General features: G+C 58.5%; 30 protein-coding genes. All 30 read left to right on the top strand.

Annotated features, from left to right (window positions below):
- A partial coding sequence (gene tuf / locus DBO86_RS11635) for an elongation factor Tu (protein WP_108233587.1) occupies positions 1–1,077 on the top strand: 1,077 nt, incomplete at its 5' end.
- Positions 1,078–1,307: 230 nt separating this feature from the next.
- Positions 1,308–1,619 carry a 30S ribosomal protein S10 gene (gene rpsJ, locus DBO86_RS11630; protein WP_003243886.1) on the top strand — a complete coding sequence of 104 codons (312 nt, stop codon included), beginning with the start codon at positions 1,308–1,310 and terminating at the stop codon, positions 1,617–1,619.
- A gap of 83 nt (positions 1,620–1,702) precedes the next feature.
- On the top strand, positions 1,703–2,332 hold the full coding sequence (rplC, locus tag DBO86_RS11625) for a 50S ribosomal protein L3 (protein ID WP_108233743.1): 630 nt from the start codon (positions 1,703–1,705) through the stop codon (positions 2,330–2,332).
- 14 nt (positions 2,333–2,346) lie between these two features.
- A complete protein-coding gene (gene rplD, locus DBO86_RS11620; protein WP_108233742.1) occupies positions 2,347–2,949 on the top strand; it encodes a 50S ribosomal protein L4 in 603 nt (200 codons plus the stop codon).
- Positions 2,946–3,245 carry a 50S ribosomal protein L23 gene (gene rplW / locus DBO86_RS11615; protein ID WP_104730406.1) on the top strand — a complete coding sequence of 100 codons (300 nt, stop codon included), beginning with the start codon at positions 2,946–2,948 and terminating at the stop codon, positions 3,243–3,245. Before rplD ends, rplW begins: the two co-directional genes overlap by 4 nt.
- 14 nt (positions 3,246–3,259) lie before the next feature.
- The gene (rplB, locus tag DBO86_RS11610; RefSeq protein ID WP_108233741.1) at positions 3,260–4,084 is read left to right on the top strand and encodes a 50S ribosomal protein L2; all 825 of its coding nucleotides are present in this window, start codon (positions 3,260–3,262) and stop codon (positions 4,082–4,084) included.
- A 16-nt stretch (positions 4,085–4,100) separates the two neighbouring features.
- On the top strand, positions 4,101–4,376 hold the full coding sequence (rpsS, locus tag DBO86_RS11605) for a 30S ribosomal protein S19 (protein WP_003243896.1): 276 nt from the start codon (positions 4,101–4,103) through the stop codon (positions 4,374–4,376).
- An 11-nt stretch (positions 4,377–4,387) separates the two neighbouring features.
- On the top strand, positions 4,388–4,720 hold the full coding sequence (rplV, locus tag DBO86_RS11600; RefSeq protein ID WP_003103908.1) for a 50S ribosomal protein L22: 333 nt from the start codon (positions 4,388–4,390) through the stop codon (positions 4,718–4,720).
- A 13-nt stretch (positions 4,721–4,733) separates the two neighbouring features.
- Entirely contained in the window at positions 4,734–5,420 is a 687-nt protein-coding gene (gene rpsC, locus DBO86_RS11595) for a 30S ribosomal protein S3 (RefSeq protein WP_003243898.1), read from the top strand.
- Positions 5,421–5,432: 12 nt separating this feature from the next.
- Complete coding sequence (gene rplP / locus DBO86_RS11590; RefSeq protein ID WP_003243901.1) at positions 5,433–5,846, top strand: 50S ribosomal protein L16; 414 nt, start codon at positions 5,433–5,435, stop codon at positions 5,844–5,846.
- Positions 5,846–6,037 (top strand): 50S ribosomal protein L29, encoded by a 192-nt coding sequence (rpmC, locus tag DBO86_RS11585; RefSeq protein ID WP_003243902.1) that lies wholly within the window; start codon positions 5,846–5,848, stop codon positions 6,035–6,037. The genes rplP and rpmC overlap by 1 nt, the downstream gene beginning before the upstream one ends.
- 2 nt (positions 6,038–6,039) lie before the next feature.
- Positions 6,040–6,306 carry a 30S ribosomal protein S17 gene (gene rpsQ / locus DBO86_RS11580; RefSeq protein WP_013717345.1) on the top strand — a complete coding sequence of 89 codons (267 nt, stop codon included), beginning with the start codon at positions 6,040–6,042 and terminating at the stop codon, positions 6,304–6,306.
- A gap of 23 nt (positions 6,307–6,329) precedes the next feature.
- On the top strand, positions 6,330–6,698 hold the full coding sequence (gene rplN, locus DBO86_RS11575) for a 50S ribosomal protein L14 (RefSeq protein WP_003243907.1): 369 nt from the start codon (positions 6,330–6,332) through the stop codon (positions 6,696–6,698).
- Positions 6,699–6,709: 11 nt separating this feature from the next.
- Positions 6,710–7,024, top strand: a complete 315-nt coding sequence (gene rplX / locus DBO86_RS11570) for a 50S ribosomal protein L24 (RefSeq protein WP_003463290.1) — start codon at positions 6,710–6,712, stop codon at positions 7,022–7,024.
- 19 nt (positions 7,025–7,043) lie between these two features.
- On the top strand, positions 7,044–7,583 hold the full coding sequence (gene rplE, locus DBO86_RS11565) for a 50S ribosomal protein L5 (RefSeq protein ID WP_003243911.1): 540 nt from the start codon (positions 7,044–7,046) through the stop codon (positions 7,581–7,583).
- 15 nt (positions 7,584–7,598) lie between these two features.
- Entirely contained in the window at positions 7,599–7,904 is a 306-nt protein-coding gene (rpsN, locus tag DBO86_RS11560; RefSeq protein ID WP_108233740.1) for a 30S ribosomal protein S14, read from the top strand.
- 185 nt (positions 7,905–8,089) lie between these two features.
- Positions 8,090–8,482, top strand: a complete 393-nt coding sequence (rpsH, locus tag DBO86_RS11555) for a 30S ribosomal protein S8 (protein WP_003243915.1) — start codon at positions 8,090–8,092, stop codon at positions 8,480–8,482.
- A 12-nt stretch (positions 8,483–8,494) separates the two neighbouring features.
- Positions 8,495–9,028 (top strand): 50S ribosomal protein L6, encoded by a 534-nt coding sequence (gene rplF, locus DBO86_RS11550; RefSeq protein WP_108233739.1) that lies wholly within the window; start codon positions 8,495–8,497, stop codon positions 9,026–9,028.
- Between the two features lie 11 nt (positions 9,029–9,039).
- Positions 9,040–9,390 carry a 50S ribosomal protein L18 gene (gene rplR, locus DBO86_RS11545; protein WP_003463284.1) on the top strand — a complete coding sequence of 117 codons (351 nt, stop codon included), beginning with the start codon at positions 9,040–9,042 and terminating at the stop codon, positions 9,388–9,390.
- Between the two features lie 3 nt (positions 9,391–9,393).
- Positions 9,394–9,894, top strand: a complete 501-nt coding sequence (gene rpsE / locus DBO86_RS11540) for a 30S ribosomal protein S5 (protein WP_084342128.1) — start codon at positions 9,394–9,396, stop codon at positions 9,892–9,894.
- A 2-nt stretch (positions 9,895–9,896) separates the two neighbouring features.
- Positions 9,897–10,076 (top strand): 50S ribosomal protein L30, encoded by a 180-nt coding sequence (gene rpmD / locus DBO86_RS11535; RefSeq protein ID WP_003243922.1) that lies wholly within the window; start codon positions 9,897–9,899, stop codon positions 10,074–10,076.
- A 2-nt stretch (positions 10,077–10,078) separates the two neighbouring features.
- A complete protein-coding gene (gene rplO, locus DBO86_RS11530) occupies positions 10,079–10,510 on the top strand; it encodes a 50S ribosomal protein L15 (RefSeq protein WP_003463279.1) in 432 nt (143 codons plus the stop codon).
- Entirely contained in the window at positions 10,511–11,839 is a 1,329-nt protein-coding gene (gene secY / locus DBO86_RS11525) for a preprotein translocase subunit SecY (RefSeq protein ID WP_017675609.1), read from the top strand.
- A gap of 28 nt (positions 11,840–11,867) precedes the next feature.
- Positions 11,868–11,984 carry a 50S ribosomal protein L36 gene (rpmJ, locus tag DBO86_RS11520; protein ID WP_002555468.1) on the top strand — a complete coding sequence of 39 codons (117 nt, stop codon included), beginning with the start codon at positions 11,868–11,870 and terminating at the stop codon, positions 11,982–11,984.
- 133 nt (positions 11,985–12,117) lie between these two features.
- Positions 12,118–12,474, top strand: a complete 357-nt coding sequence (rpsM, locus tag DBO86_RS11515; protein ID WP_012019780.1) for a 30S ribosomal protein S13 — start codon at positions 12,118–12,120, stop codon at positions 12,472–12,474.
- A gap of 30 nt (positions 12,475–12,504) precedes the next feature.
- On the top strand, positions 12,505–12,894 hold the full coding sequence (rpsK, locus tag DBO86_RS11510) for a 30S ribosomal protein S11 (protein ID WP_003243933.1): 390 nt from the start codon (positions 12,505–12,507) through the stop codon (positions 12,892–12,894).
- A gap of 17 nt (positions 12,895–12,911) precedes the next feature.
- Positions 12,912–13,532: a 30S ribosomal protein S4 gene (gene rpsD, locus DBO86_RS11505; protein ID WP_024309654.1), complete on the top strand. Its 621-nt coding sequence runs from the start codon at positions 12,912–12,914 to the stop codon at positions 13,530–13,532.
- Between the two features lie 22 nt (positions 13,533–13,554).
- Positions 13,555–14,556 (top strand): DNA-directed RNA polymerase subunit alpha, encoded by a 1,002-nt coding sequence (locus DBO86_RS11500; RefSeq protein WP_003463273.1) that lies wholly within the window; start codon positions 13,555–13,557, stop codon positions 14,554–14,556.
- Between the two features lie 44 nt (positions 14,557–14,600).
- On the top strand, positions 14,601–14,987 hold the full coding sequence (gene rplQ, locus DBO86_RS11495; RefSeq protein ID WP_003243945.1) for a 50S ribosomal protein L17: 387 nt from the start codon (positions 14,601–14,603) through the stop codon (positions 14,985–14,987).
- 288 nt (positions 14,988–15,275) lie between these two features.
- The gene (gene katG / locus DBO86_RS11490; protein WP_074858052.1) at positions 15,276–17,399 is read left to right on the top strand and encodes a catalase/peroxidase HPI; all 2,124 of its coding nucleotides are present in this window, start codon (positions 15,276–15,278) and stop codon (positions 17,397–17,399) included.
- Positions 17,400–17,488 lie beyond the last annotated feature (89 nt).

The raw sequence follows: 17,488 nt of genomic DNA, 5'->3' as shown, positions 1-17,488 counted from the left end.
TTCGGTTCGGCCAAGGTTGACTTCGACAAGATCGACAGCGCTCCGGAAGAAAAAGCTCGTGGTATCACCATCAACACCGCGCACGTAGAGTACGACTCCAACATTCGTCACTACGCGCACGTTGACTGCCCGGGCCACGCCGACTACGTGAAGAACATGATCACCGGTGCTGCCCAGATGGACGGCGCGATCCTGGTCTGCTCGGCTGCCGACGGCCCCATGCCGCAAACCCGTGAGCACATCCTGCTGTCCCGTCAGGTAGGCGTACCGTACATCGTTGTCTTCCTGAACAAGGCTGACATGGTTGACGACGCTGAGCTGCTGGAACTGGTCGAGATGGAAGTTCGCGACCTGCTGAGCACCTACGACTTCCCGGGTGACGACACTCCGATCATCATCGGCTCCGCGCTGATGGCTCTGAATGGCGAAGACACCAACGAGCTGGGCACTTCTGCTGTCAAGAAGCTGGTCGAGACTCTGGATACCTACATTCCGGAGCCGGTTCGTGCCATCGACAAGCCGTTCCTGATGCCGATCGAAGACGTGTTCTCGATCTCCGGCCGCGGTACTGTAGTGACCGGTCGTGTTGAGCGCGGTATCGTCAAGGTCCAGGAAGAAATCGAAATCGTTGGTCTGCGTCCGACCACCAAAACCACCTGCACCGGCGTTGAGATGTTCCGCAAGTTGCTGGACGAAGGTCGTGCTGGTGAGAACTGCGGCGTGCTGCTGCGCGGCACCAAGCGTGATGAGGTTGAGCGTGGTCAGGTTCTGGCCAAGCCGGGCACCATCAAGCCGCACACCAAGTTCGAAGCTGAAGTGTACGTACTGTCCAAGGAAGAAGGTGGTCGTCACACCCCGTTCTTCAAGGGCTACCGTCCGCAGTTCTACTTCCGTACCACTGACGTAACCGGTTCGTGCGAACTGCCGGAAGGCGTTGAGATGGTAATGCCGGGCGACAACATTAAGATGGTTGTCACCCTGATCAAGCCGATCGCCATGGAGGACGGCCTGCGCTTCGCAATTCGCGAAGGTGGTCGTACCGTTGGTGCCGGCGTGGTTGCCAAGATCATCGAGTAATCGACGATCCGCTTGAAAGAAAAGGGCCCTTCGGGGCCCTTTTCTTTTGTCTCCGCCATCCCTGGCGGGCGACCCTTCGGGCCGTCGCGGGGAGACGTCAAAAATCACTGCCGGTGATTTTTTGAACTGGTTAAAAGTTGACACCCCCAGGGGGCATCCGTACAATTGCGCCTCCCTCGAGCGGGCGTAGTCCGTCTGTGGGGATTAGCAGCTTGGAATCTGAGGTCAAAATGCAAAACCAACAAATCCGTATTCGGTTGAAGGCTTTTGACCATCGCCTGATCGATCAATCTACCCAGGAAATCGTGGAAACCGCGAAACGTACTGGTGCTCAGGTGCGTGGTCCGATTCCTCTGCCTACTCGTAAGGAGCGGTATACCGTTCTGATATCTCCGCACGTCAACAAAGACGCGCGTGATCAGTACGAAATCCGCACTCATAAGCGTGTTCTGGACATCGTCCAGCCGACGGATAAAACCGTTGACGCGCTGATGAAGCTCGACCTTGCGGCAGGCGTGGAAGTGCAGATCAGCCTCGGCTAAAACCTGGCGGTTTTAGTCGTGTAACGCTCTGAAATGGGCGGCCATAGCGGGTGAAAGCCCCGTACACTCATGAGGTTTACAACATGACTATTGGTGTAGTCGGTCGTAAGTGCGGCATGACCCGCATTTTCACCGAGGAAGGTGTCTCCATTCCGGTTACGGTCATTGAGATCGAGCCGAATCGCGTCACCCAGTTCAAAAACGAGGAGTCCGATGGCTACCGCGCAGTGCAGGTCACTGTCGGTGAGCGTCGCGCCTCGCGCGTCAGCAAGGCTCAGGCCGGTCACTTCGCCAAGGCGAACGTCGCGGCAGGTCGTACCGTTCTGGAATTCCGTCTTGAAGAAGGCGACTACCAGGTCGGCGATCTGATCAACGCTGAAATTTTCCAAGCTGGTCAGCTGGTGGATGTCACCGGTCAGTCCAAAGGTAAAGGCTTCGCCGGTACCATCAAGCGTTGGAACTTCCGCGGCCAGGACAACACCCACGGTAACTCCGTTTCTCACCGTGTTCCGGGTTCCATCGGTCAGTGTCAGACCCCGGGTCGTGTATTCAAGGGCAAAAAGATGTCCGGTCATCTGGGCGCTGAGCGCGTGACCGTGCAGTCCCTGGAAGTCGTTCGCGTAGACGCCGAGCGTAATCTGTTGCTGGTCAAGGGTGCCGTTCCGGGCGCTACTGGCGGCGACGTTATCGTTCGTCCGGCTGTCAAGGCGTAAGGGGAGAATCTGAGATGCAATTGAATGTAAATGGCGCTCAGGCGATTGAAGTGTCCGACGCGACCTTCGGTGGCGAGTTCAACGAGACCCTGGTTCACCAAGCAGTCGTGGCCTACATGGCTGGCGGTCGTCAAGGTACCAAAGGTCAGAAGTCCCGTGCCGATGTCGCTGGTGGCGGTAAGCGCCCATGGCGTCAGAAGGGCACTGGTCGTGCTCGTGCCGGTACCACTCGTGGTCCGATCTGGCGTGGCGGTGGTGTGACCTTCGCAGCGTCCACCCGTAACCATGATCAGAAGCTGAACAAGAAGATGTATCGCGCTGCGATCCGTTCGATTCTTGCTGAGCTGGTCCGTAGCGATCGTCTGGTGGTGGTTGAAGACTTCGCTGTCGAAGCTCCGAAAACCAAAGAACTGTTGGCCAAACTCAATGGCCTGGGCCTGAATGACGTGCTGATCGTCTCCGACGCCGTTGATCAGAACCTGTACCTGGCTGCCCGCAACCTGCCGCACGTCGACGTACGTGACGTTCAGGGTTCCGATCCGGTCAGCCTGATCGCGTACGAAAAAGTGCTGGTCACTGTTTCGGCCGTGAAGAAATTCGAGGAGCTGCTGGGATGAACCAGGAACGCGTATTCAAAGTGCTGGTTGGCCCGCACATCTCCGAGAAGGCCACGGTTCTGGCTGACAAGCAAGGTCAGTTCGTTTTCAAAGTCGCTACCGATGCGACCAAGCTGGAAATCAAGAAGGCCGTCGAAAGCCTGTTCAACGTGAAGGTTGAGCGCGTGACTACCCAGAACGTTCTGGGCAAAAGCAAGCGCACCGCTCGCGGTCTGGGCAAGCGTAACGACTGGAAGAAGGCAGTTATCTCCCTTCAGCCGGGCCAAGATCTCGATTTCACCAGCAGTGCTGAGTAAGGAAGGGGTGCATCATGGCAATCGTTAAATGCAAACCGACTTCCGCTGGCCGCCGTTTTGTGGTCAAGGTGGTCAATCAGGAGCTGCACAAAGGCGCTCCGTACGCTCCGCTGCTCGAGAAGAAGTCGAAGTCTGGCGGTCGTAACAACAACGGCCGCATCACCACCCGTCATATCGGTGGTGGTCACAAGCAGCATTACCGTCTGGTCGACTTCCGTCGCAACGACAAGGATGGCATTCCTGCCACCGTCGAACGCGTGGAATACGATCCGAACCGTACTGCTCACATCGCTCTGCTGAAGTACGCTGACGGCGAGCGTCGCTACATCATCGCGCCGAAGGGTGTGGTGGCTGGCGATCAGCTGGTTGCGGGCAACATGGCGCCGATCAAGCCGGGCAACAGCCTGCAGCTGCGCAACATTCCGGTGGGTTCGACCGTTCACGGTATCGAATTGAAGCCGGGCAAAGGCGCGCAGATCGCTCGTTCCGCTGGTGCTTCCGCTCAGCTGGTCGCGCGTGAAGGTGCTTATGTGACTCTGCGTCTGCGCTCCGGCGAAATGCGCAAAGTCCTGGCTGAGTGCCGTGCGACCCTGGGCGAAGTCTCGAACTCCGAGCACAGCCTGCGTTCGCTGGGTAAGGCTGGTGCCAGGCGCTGGCGTGGCGTTCGTCCGACTGTTCGTGGTGTTGCCATGAACCCGGTTGATCACCCGCACGGTGGTGGTGAAGGTCGTACCTCCGGTGGTCGTCATCCGGTGTCGCCATGGGGCTTCCCGACCAAGGGCGCGAAGACCCGTGCTAACAAGCGCACCGACAACATGATCGTCCGTCGTCGCAAGTAAATAGAGGGATACGACAGTGCCACGTTCTCTGAAAAAAGGTCCTTTTATCGATCTTCACCTACTGAAGAAGGTCGAAGCGGCGGTGGAAAAGAACGATCGCAAGCCGGTTAAAACCTGGTCGCGTCGTTCCATGATCCTGCCGCAGATGGTCGGTCTGACCATCGCTGTGCATAACGGTCGTCAGCATGTCCCGGTTCTCGTGAACGAAGACATGGTCGGCCACAAACTGGGCGAATTTGCCGGTACTCGTACCTATCGTGGTCACGTTGCCGACAAGAAAGGCAAGCGTTAAGGGGTTTGGAAATGGAAGTAGCCGCTAAGTTGTCGGGCGCTCGCATCTCCGCCCAGAAAGCTCGCCTGGTCGCCGACCAGATCCGCGGGAAGAAGGTGGGCGAAGCGCTCAACCTGCTGGCTTTCAGCAGCAAGAAAGCCGCCGAGATCATGAAGAAAGTGCTGGAGTCGGCCGTTGCCAACGCCGAGCACAACGAAGGCGCAGACGTTGATGACCTGAAGGTCAGCACCGTTTTCGTCAACGAAGGGCGTTCGCTTAAGCGCATCATGCCGCGTGCCAAAGGCCGTGCTGATCGCATCGTCAAGCGGTCTTGCCATATCACTGTCAAGGTTGCGGACAAGTAACGGAGTCGATCAGATGGGTCAGAAAGTACATCCCGTTGGCATCCGCCTGGGAATCGTCAAGGATCACACTTCGGTCTGGTACGCAGATGGTCGCAATTACGCCGACTACCTGAATGCCGACCTGAAGGTTCGTGCATACCTGCAAGACAAACTAAAAAGCGCGTCCGTTAGCCGTATCGACATCGCTCGTCCGGCTCAAACCGCACGCATCACCATCCACACCGCTCGTCCCGGCATCGTGATCGGCAAGAAAGGTGAAGATGTTGAGAAGCTGCGTCAGGACCTGACCAAGCAAATGGGTGTGCCGGTGCACATCAACATCGAAGAGATCCGCAAGCCGGAGCTCGACGGTATGCTGGTTGCGCAGAGCGTAGCTCAGCAGCTGGAGCGTCGCGTTATGTTCCGTCGCGCCATGAAGCGCGCTGTACAGAACGCCATGCGCATTGGTGCCAAAGGCATCAAGATCCAGGTGAGCGGTCGTCTTGGCGGCGCTGAAATTGCCCGTACCGAGTGGTATCGCGAAGGTCGTGTGCCTCTGCACACCCTGCGTGCCGATATCGATTACGCCACCTACGAAGCGCACACCACTTACGGTGTGATCGGCGTCAAGGTTTGGATCTTCAAGGGTGAGGTCATTGGTGGCCGCACTGAAGAGCTGAAGCCGCAAGCGCCCGCTCCTCGTAAAGCTGCTAAGAAATAAGGAGTACGCATCATGTTGCAACCAAAGCGTACGAAGTTCCGCAAGCAGATGACCGGCCACAACCGTGGTCTGGCTCAGCGCGGTAGCAAGGTCAGCTTCGGCGAATTCGCGCTGAAGTCTGTCGCCCGCGGTCGTCTCACCGCTCGTCAGATCGAGTCCGCTCGTCGTGCTCTGACCCGTCACGTTAAGCGTGGCGGCAAGATCTGGATCCGCGTCTTCCCGGACAAGCCGGTTACCAAGAAGCCTCTCGAAGTGCGTATGGGTAAAGGTAAGGGTGGCGTTGAATACTGGGTAGCCCAGATCCAGCCAGGCAAGGTCCTGTACGAGATCGAAGGCGTATCCGAAGAGCTGGCGCGCGAGGCATTCGCCCTGGCTGCTGCAAAGCTGCCGCTCGCCACCACCTTTGTTAAGCGGACGGTGATGTGATGAAAGCGACCGAACTTCGTGAAAAAAGCGCACAACAGCTGAACGAGCAACTGCTCGAGCTGCTGCGCGACCAGTTCAATCTGCGTATGCAGAAGGCGACTGGCCAGCTGGGGCAGTCTCACCTGCTCTCGCAAGTGAAGCGCGACATCGCTCGCGTCAAGACTGTCCTCAGCCAGCAGGCAGGTAAGTGATCATGGCCGAAGTTGAAAAAACAGTCCGTACGCTGACCGGCCGTGTTGTCAGCGACAAGATGGACAAGACCATCACCGTTCTGATCGAGCGTCGCGTCAAGCACCCGATCTACGGTAAATACGTCAAGCGTTCGACCAAACTGCACGCTCACGACGAAAGCAACCAGTGCAAGATCGGCGACAAGGTTTCCATTCGCGAAACCCGTCCGCAGTCCAAGACCAAGTCCTGGGCTCTGGTTGAAGTCGTTGAACGCGCCGTTGACGTCTAAGGGCTAGGGGTCGGAGAAATTTTATGATTCAGACTCAATCCATGCTCGATGTGGCTGACAACAGTGGTGCACGTCGCGTTATGTGCATCAAGGTGCTGGGCGGCTCGCATCGTCGCTACGCCGGCATCGGCGACATCATCAAGGTCACCGTCAAGGAAGCAATTCCGCGCGGCAAAGTGAAGAAAGGTCAGGTCATGACCGCAGTGGTCGTTCGTACCCGTCACGGCGTTCGCCGTGCCGACGGTTCGATCATCCGCTTCGACGGCAACGCTGCTGTTCTGCTGAACAACAAGCAAGAGCCGATCGGTACCCGTATCTTCGGGCCAGTGACCCGTGAACTGCGTTCCGAGAAGTTCATGAAGATCGTCTCGCTCGCCCCTGAAGTGCTTTAAGGAGATCCGACATGCAAAAGATTCGTCGTGACGACGAGATCATCGTGATCGCCGGCAAAGACAAAGGTAAGCGCGGTAAGGTGCTCAAGGTTCTCGCTGACGACCGTCTGGTCGTCGGTGGCATCAACCTGGTGAAGCGTCATACCAAGCCGAACCCGATGTCGGGCGTTCAAGGCGGTATCGTCGAGAAAGAAGCGCCGCTGCACGCTTCCAACGTTGCCATCTTCAACTCTGAGACCAACAAGGCTGACCGCGTTGGCTTCAAAGTCGAAGACGGCAAGAAAATTCGTGTCTTCAAGTCCACCCAGAAGCCGGTTGGCGCTTGAGAATCCGTAGGTAAATACCATGGCACGACTGAAAGAGATTTACCGGAAGGAAATCGCGCCCAAGCTGAAGGAAGAACTGAAGCTGGCCAACGTGATGGAAGTTCCGCGCATCACCAAGATCACCCTGAACATGGGCCTGGGCGAAGCGATCGGTGACAAGAAAGTCATCGAGAACGCCGTTGCCGACCTCGAGAAGATCACCGGTCAGAAAGTCGTTGTGACTCATGCCCGCAAGTCGATCGCAGGTTTCAAGGTTCGTGAAGGTTGGCCGATTGGCGTCAAGGTCACTCTGCGTCGCGAGCGTATGTATGAGTTCCTGGATCGTCTGCTGTCCATCTCCTTGCCGCGCGTGCGTGACTTCCGCGGCCTGAATGCCAAGTCCTTCGACGGCCGTGGCAACTACAGCATGGGCGTGAAAGAGCAGATCATCTTCCCGGAAATCGATTACGACAAAATCGATGCGCTGCGTGGTCTGGACATCACCCTGACTACCACTGCCCGTAACGATGATGAAGGCCGCGCTCTGCTGCGTGCTTTCAACTTCCCGTTCCGCAACTGATCGGAGTCCTGGACAATGGCCAAGACAAGCATGAAGAACCGCGAGCTGAAGCGTCAGCAAACGGTTGCCAAGTACGCCAAGAAGCGTGCCGAGCTGAAAGCTACCATCGCCAATCCGAACACCAGTCCGGAAGCGCGTTGGGAAGCTCAGGTCGCACTGCAGAAGCAGCCGCGTGACGCCAGCGCCTCGCGCCTGCGCAACCGCTGCCGCATCACCGGCCGTCCGCACGGCGTTTACCGCAAGTTCGGTCTGTCGCGTAACATGCTGCGCGAAGCTGCCATGCGTGGTGACGTACCGGGCCTGGTGAAAGCCAGCTGGTAAGCAACAAACAAAACCGGCCTTGTGCCGGTTTTGTCTTTTTATGAACAAGCCCCTTTTGGGGCTTGCTTCATTTTTGCTCGGTCTCTAGAATGTCCGGCTCTCCTGAGCCTGGTATTTTGATGCCGAGCTTTTGGATGATCCCACAGCCTTCGGGCTGTTCTTTTTGTATCAGGAGCGTCTAGCCCATGAGTATGCAGGACCCGTTAGCGGACATGCTAACTCGTATCCGTAATGCCCAGATGGCTGAAAAGTCCGTCGTAAGCATGCCTTCTTCCACTCTGAAGGTAGCAGTAGCCAAAGTTCTGAAAGACGAAGGTTACATTGCGGGTTATGAAGTCAATGGTGAAGCCAAGCCACAACTGTCCATCGAGCTGAAATACTTCGAAGGCCGTCCGGTCATCGAGGAAGTCAAGCGCGTGAGCCGTCCTGGCCTTCGTCAGTACAAATCCGTCGATGACCTGCCGAAGGTACGCGGCGGTCTCGGTGTTTCCATCGTCTCCACCAACAAAGGTGTGATGACGGATCGCGCTGCGCGCGCTGCCGGTGTCGGCGGCGAAGTGCTTTGCACCGTGTTCTAAGGGGGGATAAGCATGTCTCGCGTTGCTAAGAACCCCGTTGTGCTGCCTGTCGGTGTCGAGATCAAACTCGCCGGTCAGCAGCTCTCGGTCAAGGGCGCCAAGGGCACCCTCGAACTGAACGTTCACTCCTCCGTGGAAGTGATCCAGGAAGGCAGCGAACTGCGTTTCGCCGCCCGTAATGGCGATCAGCAGAACCGCGCCATGGCCGGCACCACTCGTGCTCTGGTCAACAACATGGTGATCGGTGTCAGTCAGGGCTTCGAGCGTAAGCTGCAGCTGGTCGGCGTGGGCTACAAAGCCCAGGCCAAAGGCCAGGTGCTGAACCTCGCGCTGGGCTTCTCCCACCCGATCGACTACGAACTGCCGGCAGGCGTCGTGGCCGAAACCCCGAACCAGACCGAAATCCTGATCAAGGGTATCGACAAGCAACTGGTGGGTCAGGTGGCTGCGGAAATCCGTGACTTCCGTCGTCCTGAGCCCTACAAGGGCAAAGGCGTTCGTTACGCGGATGAGGTTGTCCGTCGTAAAGAAGCCAAGAAGAAGTAAGGGGCTGAAAAATGACCGACAAAAAAGTTACTCGTCTGCGTCGCGCTCGCAAAGCACGCCTGAAAATGCACGAGCTCGAAGCCGTGCGTCTGTGCGTGTACCGCTCTTCGCAACACATCTACGCCCAGGTCATCTCGGCCGACGGCAGCAAGGTTCTGGCCAGCGCCTCTACCTTGGACAAAGCACTGCGTGATGGCGCCACCGGCAACATCGACGCAGCCAAGAAAGTTGGTGCGCTGGTTGCCGAGCGTGCGAAAGCCGCTGGTGTAACCCAGGTGGCATTCGACCGTTCTGGCTTCAAGTACCACGGCCGCGTCAAGGCGCTGGCTGATGCTGCTCGTGAAGGCGGGCTGGAGTTCTAAGTTATGGCAAATAACGACCAAAAGCGCGACGAAGGCTACATCGAGAAGCTGGTTCAGGTGAACCGCGTTGCCAAGACCGTAAAAGGCGGCCGTATCTTCACCTTCACCGCGCTGACCGTGGTGGGTGATGGCAAGGGTCGCGTTGGTTTCGGCCGCGGCAAGTCCCGTGAAGTGCCGGCCGCCATCCAGAAAGCGATGGAAGCTGCGCGTCGCAACATGATCCAGGTGGATCTGAACGGCACCACTCTGCAGTATCCGATCAAGTCCGCTCATGGCGCCTCCAAGGTGTACATGCAGCCGGCTTCTGAAGGTACCGGTATCATCGCCGGCGGCGCCATGCGTGCCGTGCTGGAAGTGGCAGGTGTGCAGAACGTTCTGGCCAAGTGCTACGGCTCGACCAACCCGGTGAACGTGGTACATGCCACCTTCAAGGGTCTGAAGACCATGCAGTCTCCGGATTCCGTTGCAGCCAAGCGTGGCAAGAGCGTCGAGGAGATTCTCTAACCATGGCTAATACCGTCAAAGTGACTCTGATCAAGAGCACCAATGGCCGCCTGGCCAATCACAAAGCTTGCGTCAAGGGCCTGGGCCTGCGTCGCATCGGTCACACCGTAGAGGTTCTGGATACTCCGGAAAACCGCGGCATGATCAACAAGGCTTACTACCTGCTGAAGGTGGAGGGTTAATCATGCAACTGAACGATCTGCGTTCCGCGCCGGGTGCCCGTCGCGAGAAGCACCGTCCGGGCCGTGGCATCGGTAGCGGTCTGGGTAAGACTGGTGGCCGTGGCCACAAAGGTCAAACCTCCCGCTCCGGTGGTTCCATCGCTCCGGGCTTCGAGGGTGGTCAGCAGCCGCTGCACCGCCGTCTGCCGAAGTTCGGCTTCGTCTCCCTGAAGGCTATGGATCGCGCTGAAGTGCGTACCTCCGAGCTGAACAAGGTAGAGGGTGTTGTAACTCTGCAGGCTCTGAAGGATGCCAATCTGGTAGGCCATCACGTACAGCGTGTGAAAGTCATGCTGTCCGGTGAGGTTACCCGTGCGGTCACCCTGAAAGGTATCGCCGCCACCAAGGGTGCGCGTGCGGCTATCATCGCGGCTGGCGGTAAGTTCGAGGACTAAATGGCTAAGCAAGGTGCTCTCTCAGCGCTGGCAGGTGGCGGGTTGTCCGAACTCTGGGCTCGTCTGCGTTTCCTGTTCCTGGCGATCATCGTCTACCGGATAGGTGCGCACATCCCGGTTCCTGGCATCAACCCAGACCGACTGGCGGATCTGTTCCGGCAGAATGAGGGGACCATTCTTAGCTTGTTCAACATGTTTTCCGGCGGCGCGCTGGAGCGGATGAGCATCTTTGCACTGGGGATCATGCCGTACATCTCGGCATCGATCATCATGCAGCTGATGACTGCCGTCAGCCCGCAGCTGGAGCAGTTGAAGAAGGAAGGTGAAGCTGGCCGTCGCAAGATCAGCCAGTACACCCGCTACGGCACTCTCGTCCTGGCATTCGTTCAGGCCATCGGCATGTCCGTTGGTCTGGCGAGCCAGGGCGTAGCGTTCTCGGGCGATTTCGGCTTCCACTTCGTGGCGATCACCACCTTCGTGGCGGGCGCGATGTTCATGATGTGGCTGGGCGAGCAAATCACCGAGCGCGGTGTCGGCAACGGTATCTCGATGCTGATTTTTGCAGGCATCGTGGCCGGTCTGCCGTCGGCAATCGGGCAGTCTTTCGAGTCTGCTCGTCAGGGCGATATCAACATCTTCGCTCTGATCGCCATCGGCCTGCTGGCAGTAGCGATCATCGGTTTCGTGGTGTTCATCGAGCGTGGTCAGCGTCGCATTGCGGTGCACTATGCCAAGCGTCAGCAGGGCCGCAAGGTCTTCGCTGCGCAGACCAGCCACCTGCCGTTGAAGGTGAACATGGCGGGCGTAATCCCGGCCATCTTCGCCAGCAGCCTTCTGCTGTTCCCGGCCTCGCTGGGTGCCTGGTTCGGTCAGTCCGAGGGTTTGGGCTGGCTGCAGGACATTTCGCAGGCTATCGCTCCTGGTCAGCCGTTGAACATTCTGCTGTTTAGTGCAGGGATCATTTTCTTCTGCTTCTTCTATACAGCGCTGATGTTCAACCCGAAAGACGTAGCGGAAAACCTGAAGAAGTCCGGTGCCTTTATTCCGGGCATTCGTCCGGGCGAGCAGTCGGCGCGCTATATCGATGGCGTTCTGACCCGCTTGACCATGTTCGGTGCTCTGTACATGACGGCCGTGTGCCTGCTGCCCCAGTTCCTGGTGGTGGCGGCCAACGTTCCGTTCTACCTTGGCGGGACCTCGTTGCTGATCGTGGTCGTGGTTGTAATGGACTTCATGTCCCAAGTGCAATCGCACCTCGTGTCTCACCAGTACGATTCCCTGATGAAGAAAGCCAACCTGAAGGGCTATGGCAGCGGCATGCTCCGCTGATCCACCCGTAAGGTTCGAGGAGTTGGTAATGAAAGTTCGTGCATCGGTGAAAAAGCTGTGCCGTAACTGCAAAATTATCCGTCGCGAAGGTGTCGTGCGGGTGATCTGCAGCGCAGAGCCGCGTCACAAGCAGCGCCAAGGCTGAGTGTGAACCACGCGTGATAAGCCCGGCAGCTAGTGCGCTGCCGGGTTGATTATTTGTTTTTACAGCGTTAATATCTCGCGCCCTATTTCTTGGCTTCCGGGGCGTAGGTAGCTGTCAATTGGAGTTCCACTGAATGGCCCGTATTGCAGGCGTTAACATTCCGGATAACAAGCACACTGTTATCTCGCTGACCTACATCTACGGTGTTGGTCGCACCACTGCACAGAAAATCTGTGCCGCTACCGGTGTAAATCCGGCTGCGAAAATCAAGGATCTGACTGACGAGCAGATCGAACAGCTGCGTGGCGAAGTAGCCAAGGTGAATACCGAAGGCGACCTGCGTCGTGAAGTGAATATGAAGATCAAGCGCTTGATGGATCTGGGTTGCTACCGCGGCCTGCGTCATCGTAAAGGTCTGCCGGTTCGCGGTCAGCGCACCAAGACCAACGCTCGCACCCGTAAGGGCCCGCGTAAGCCGATCCGCAAGTAATCGCATTCGCGAATCGACAGGAATTTAGTCATGGCAAAACCTGCTGCTCGTACTCGTAAAAAAGTCAAAAAGACGGTGGTTGATGGCATCGCCCACATCCACGCGTCTTTCAACAACACTATCGTGACCATTACCGACCGTCAGGGTAACGCCCTGTCCTGGGCTACCTCTGGTGGTTCGGGTTTCCGCGGTTCGCGTAAGTCCACTCCGTTCGCTGCTCAGATCGCCGCCGAGCGCGCTGGTCAGGCTGCGCTGGAGTATGGCCTGAAGAACCTCGACGTCAACGTCAAGGGCCCAGGTCCGGGTCGCGAATCTGCCGTGCGTGCTCTGAACGCCTGCGGCTACAAAATCGCCAGCATCACCGACGTGACGCCTATCCCGCACAACGGGTGCCGTCCGCCGAAGAAGCGTCGCGTGTAAACAGGAGACAGTGAGAAATGGCTCGTTACATTGGTCCCAAGTGCAAACTGTCTCGCCGTGAAGGCACCGATCTCTTCCTGAAGAGTGGTGTTCGCGCGCTTGAATCTAAGTGCAACATCGAAGCAGCTCCCGGTATTCACGGTCAGCGTCGCGGTCGCCAGTCCGACTACGGCACCCAGCTGCGTGAAAAGCAAAAGGTCCGTCGTATCTACGGCGTTCTGGAGCGTCAGTTCAGCGGTTACTACAAGCAAGCTGCCAGCCAGAAGGGCGCCACCGGCGAAAACCTGCTGCAACTGCTGGAGTGCCGTCTGGATAACGTGGTTTACCGTATGGGCTTTGGTGCTACCCGTGCCGAATCCCGTCAGCTGGTTTCGCACAAAGCAATCAGCGTCAACGGTCAGACCGTAAACGTACCGTCCTACCAGGTTAAAGCTGGCGACGTCGTTGCTGTTCGCGAGAAATCGAAGAACCAGCTGCGCATCGCTCAGGCTCTTGAGCTCTGCGCCCAGCGCGGCCGTGTTGAGTGGGTAGAAGTAGACGCTGAGAAGAAGTCTGGTGTGTTCAAGAACGTACCGGCTCGTAGCGATCTGTCCGCTGACATCAACGAGAGCCTGATTGTCGAGCTCTACTCCAAGTAAGGGCTAGAAAATAGGTGCATCCATGCAGATTTCGGTAAATGAGTTCCTGACCCCCCGTCACATTGATGTGCAGGAGGTCAGTCCGACCCGCGCCAAGATCACCCTCGAGCCTCTCGAGCGTGGCTTTGGCCATACCCTGGGCAACGCGCTGCGTCGCATCCTGTTGTCCTCCATGCCTGGCTGTGCAGTAGTCGAGGCCGAGATCGATGGCGTACTCCATGAGTACTCCGCGATCGAAGGTGTGCAGGAAGATGTCATCGAGATCCTGCTCAACCTGAAAGGTCTGGCTATCAAGCTGCACGGCCGTGACGAAGTGACCCTGACTCTGGCTAAGAAGGGCCCGGGCGTAGTTACCGCTGCCGATATTCAGCTGGATCACGATGTCGAAATCGTCAATGGCGACCACGTTATCGCCAACCTGGCTTCCAATGGCGCGCTGAACATGAAGCTCACCGTGGCTCGTGGTCGCGGCTATGAGCCGGCTGACGCGCGTCAGAGCGACGAAGATGAAAGCCGCAGCATTGGTCGCTTGCAGCTGGATGCTTCGTTCAGCCCTGTGCGTCGGGTTGCTTACGTGGTGGAAAACGCCCGTGTCGAGCAGCGCACCAACCTGGACAAACTGGTTATCGACCTGGAAACCAACGGTACCCTGGACCCTGAAGAGGCTATCCGTCGTGCCGCGACCATCCTGCAGCAGCAGCTGGCCGCGTTCGTCGACCTCAAAGGTGACAGTGAGCCAGTGGTGGTCGAGCAGGAAGACGAGATCGATCCGATCCTGCTGCGTCCTGTCGATGACCTGGAACTGACCGTACGTTCGGCCAACTGCCTCAAGGCAGAGAACATCTACTACATCGGTGATCTGATTCAGCGCACCGAAGTAGAGCTGCTCAAAACCCCGAACCTGGGCAAGAAATCCCTGACCGAAATCAAGGATGTTCTGGCTTCTCGCGGTCTGTCCCTCGGTATGCGCCTCGACAACTGGCCGCCGGCAAGTCTGAAGAAAGACGATAAGGCCACTGCCTGATCGTCATCATCACCGAACGAACAAGTTTGGTAAGGAATTGAACCATGCGTCATCGTAAAAGTGGCCGTCACCTCAGCCGCACCAGCGCTCACCGCAAGGCCATGTTCCAGAACATGGCGGTCTCGCTGTTCGAGCACGAGCTGATCAAAACTACCCTGCCGAAAGCCAAGGAACTGCGTCGCGTTGCCGAGCCGCTGATCACCCTGGCCAAGGAAGACAGCGTTGCCAATCGTCGTCTGGCCTTCGATCGTACCCGTTCGAAAGCCATCGTCGGCAAGCTGTTCAACGATCTGGGCAAGCGCTACGCCACCCGTAACGGCGGCTACCTGCGCATCCTCAAGTGCGGCTTCCGCGCTGGCGACAACGCTCCGATGGCTTACGTTGAACTGGTCGACCGTCCGGTCGGCGGTTCGGTAGAAGCTGCCGAGTAAGTCTCTGTTCCCTACGCCGAGCCGGCCTGCGTCAAGCAGCCAGTTCAGGCCAAGGCAACGACAAACGCCCCAACAGTGTTGGGGCGTTTGTTTTTGCGGCGGAAAAATCCTGGCTTTTCTCCTGTTGCGGTGGTGCTCGGTTTGGACGCGTCCGGGCGTCTATCGAAAGAAAATGACTATCTTGTCGTTGTGTTTCATATATTGGCTCTTCCGTAAGTGCAGGACTACTCTTCTTTCATTGTCGGCCACAGCCGTTGGAACCGACACGATGAGGAGAAGGAGAGAAGCATGTCGAACACAGGTAAATGCCCGTATCATGTCGCAGGCCAGGGGACGACCAATCTGGATTGGTGGCCGAATCAGTTGCGTGTGGATCTGCTGAACCAGCATTCCGAGCGCTCCAACCCGCTGGGCGAGACATTCAACTACGCCGAAGAATTTAAGAAGATCGACTATTCCGCCCTCAAGGGTGACATCCGCAAGGTACTCACCGATTCGCAGGAGTGGTGGCCGGCCGACTGGGGCAGCTACGTCGGTCTGTTCATCCGCATGGCCTGGCATGGCGCCGGCACGTACCGTCTGGTTGATGGCCGGGGTGGTGCGGGTCGTGGTCAGCAGCGTTTTGCGCCGCTGGGCGCCTGGCCGGACAACGCCAACCTGGACAAGGCTCGTCGCCTGCTGTGGCCGGTGAAGCAGAAGTATGGACAGAAGATCAGCTGGGCCGACCTGTTCATGCTGGCCGGCAACGTTGCCCTGGAGTCTTCGGGTTTCCGTACCTTCGGCTTCGCTGCCGGGCGCGCGGACACCTGGGAGCCGGATAACGACGTCAACTGGGGCACGGAAAAGGAATGGCTCAAGCACCGTCGTAGCGAGGCGCTGAAAGACAGCCCTCTGGCGGCCACCGAAATGGGCCTGATCTACGTCAACCCGGAAGGCCCGGAAGCCAGTGGCGATCCGCTGTCGGCGGCGCCGTTCATCCGTGCCACCTTCGGCAACATGGCGATGGACGACGAGGAAATCGTCGCCCTGATCGCCGGTGGCCACACCCTGGGCAAGACGCACGGCGCGGTGCCGGGCGACAAGATCGGTCCCGACCCGGAAGCCGCTCCCATCGAGCAGCAGGGCCTGGGCTGGTTCAGCGGCTATGGCAGTGGCAAGGGTAAGGACGCCATTACCTCGGGGATCGAAGTCACCTGGACGCAAACGCCGACCCAGTGGAGCAACTACTTCTTTGAGAACCTGTTCCAGTACGAATGGGAGCAAGTCAGGTCGCCGGCCGGCGCGATCCAGTGGGTGGCCAAGGATGCCCCGGAGATCATCCCTGATCCTTTCGATCCGGCGGTCAAGCACAAGCCGACCATGCTCACCACCGACCTGACCCTGCGTTTCGATCCGGCCTTCGAGAAAATCTCGCGGCGTTTCCTCAACGACCCGCAGGCGTTCAGCGAAGCCTTCGCCCGCGCCTGGTTCAAGCTGACCCACCGCGACATGGGGCCAAAGGCTCGCTACCTCGGCCCGGAAGTGCCGAAGGAAGACCTGATCTGGCAAGACCCGCTGCCGCCAGCCGGCCCGCTGCCGTCTGCTGCCGACATTGCCGATGCCAAAGCGAAGATCGCGGCGCTGGGCCTGAGCGTATCCGAACTGGTTTCCCTGGCTTGGGCCTCGGCGGCCACCTTCCGGGGTGGCGACAAGCGCGGCGGTGCCAACGGTGCGCGCCTGGCGCTGCAACCGCAGCGCGGCTGGGCGGTGAACAAGATCGCGGTTGCCGCGCTGGCCAAGATCGAGGGCATCCAGGCTTCGACTCGCCTGTCTCTGGCCGACCTGATCGTCCTGGCCGGTAATCTCGGCGTCGAGCAGGCCGCTAGTGCTGCCGGTACGTCGATCGAGGTGCCGTTCGCCGCTGGTCGCGTCGATGCCTCGCAGGAGCAGACCGACGTGCACAGCGTTGAATACCTGCGTGGCCCGGCCGATGGCTTCCGTAACTGGAAGGCCGATGGTATCGATATCGGCGACGAGGTGCTGCTGATCGACAAGGCTCAGCAGCTGACGCTGACCGCGCCGGAGATGACCGCGCTGCTCGGTGGCCTGCGTGTGCTGGGCGCCAACTGGGATGGCAGCCTGCGGGGTGTGTTCACCGACAAGGTGGGCGTGCTGAGCAATGACTTCTTCGTCAATGTGCTGAGCATGGACCTGGAGTGGAAACCCAGTGGCGAGGGCTTCGATGTGCTGGAGCGCAAGACCGGGGCGAAGAAGTACACGGCCAGCCGTGCCGACCTGGTGTTCGGTTCCAACTCGGTGCTGCGCGCCTATGCCGAGGTGTATGCCCAGGACGGCGGCCAGCAGAAGTTCATCAAGGACTTCGTCGCGGCCTGGACCAAGGTGATGAACCTGGATCGTTTCGATCTGGCCTGACGCTTCACTGAGCGGTAACGCAACGCCTCCCTCGCGGAGGCGTTGTGCTTTTGCTTGACCGAACCCCGCGTCAGGCGGAGCATTGCCAC

It is taken from the genome of Ectopseudomonas oleovorans, from assembly GCF_003052605.1.
GTDB lineage: Bacteria > Pseudomonadota > Gammaproteobacteria > Pseudomonadales > Pseudomonadaceae > Aquipseudomonas > Aquipseudomonas oleovorans_A.
The sequence above is the reverse complement of the archived record's forward strand: the minus strand, read 5'-3'. Positions and strand labels throughout refer to the sequence as shown.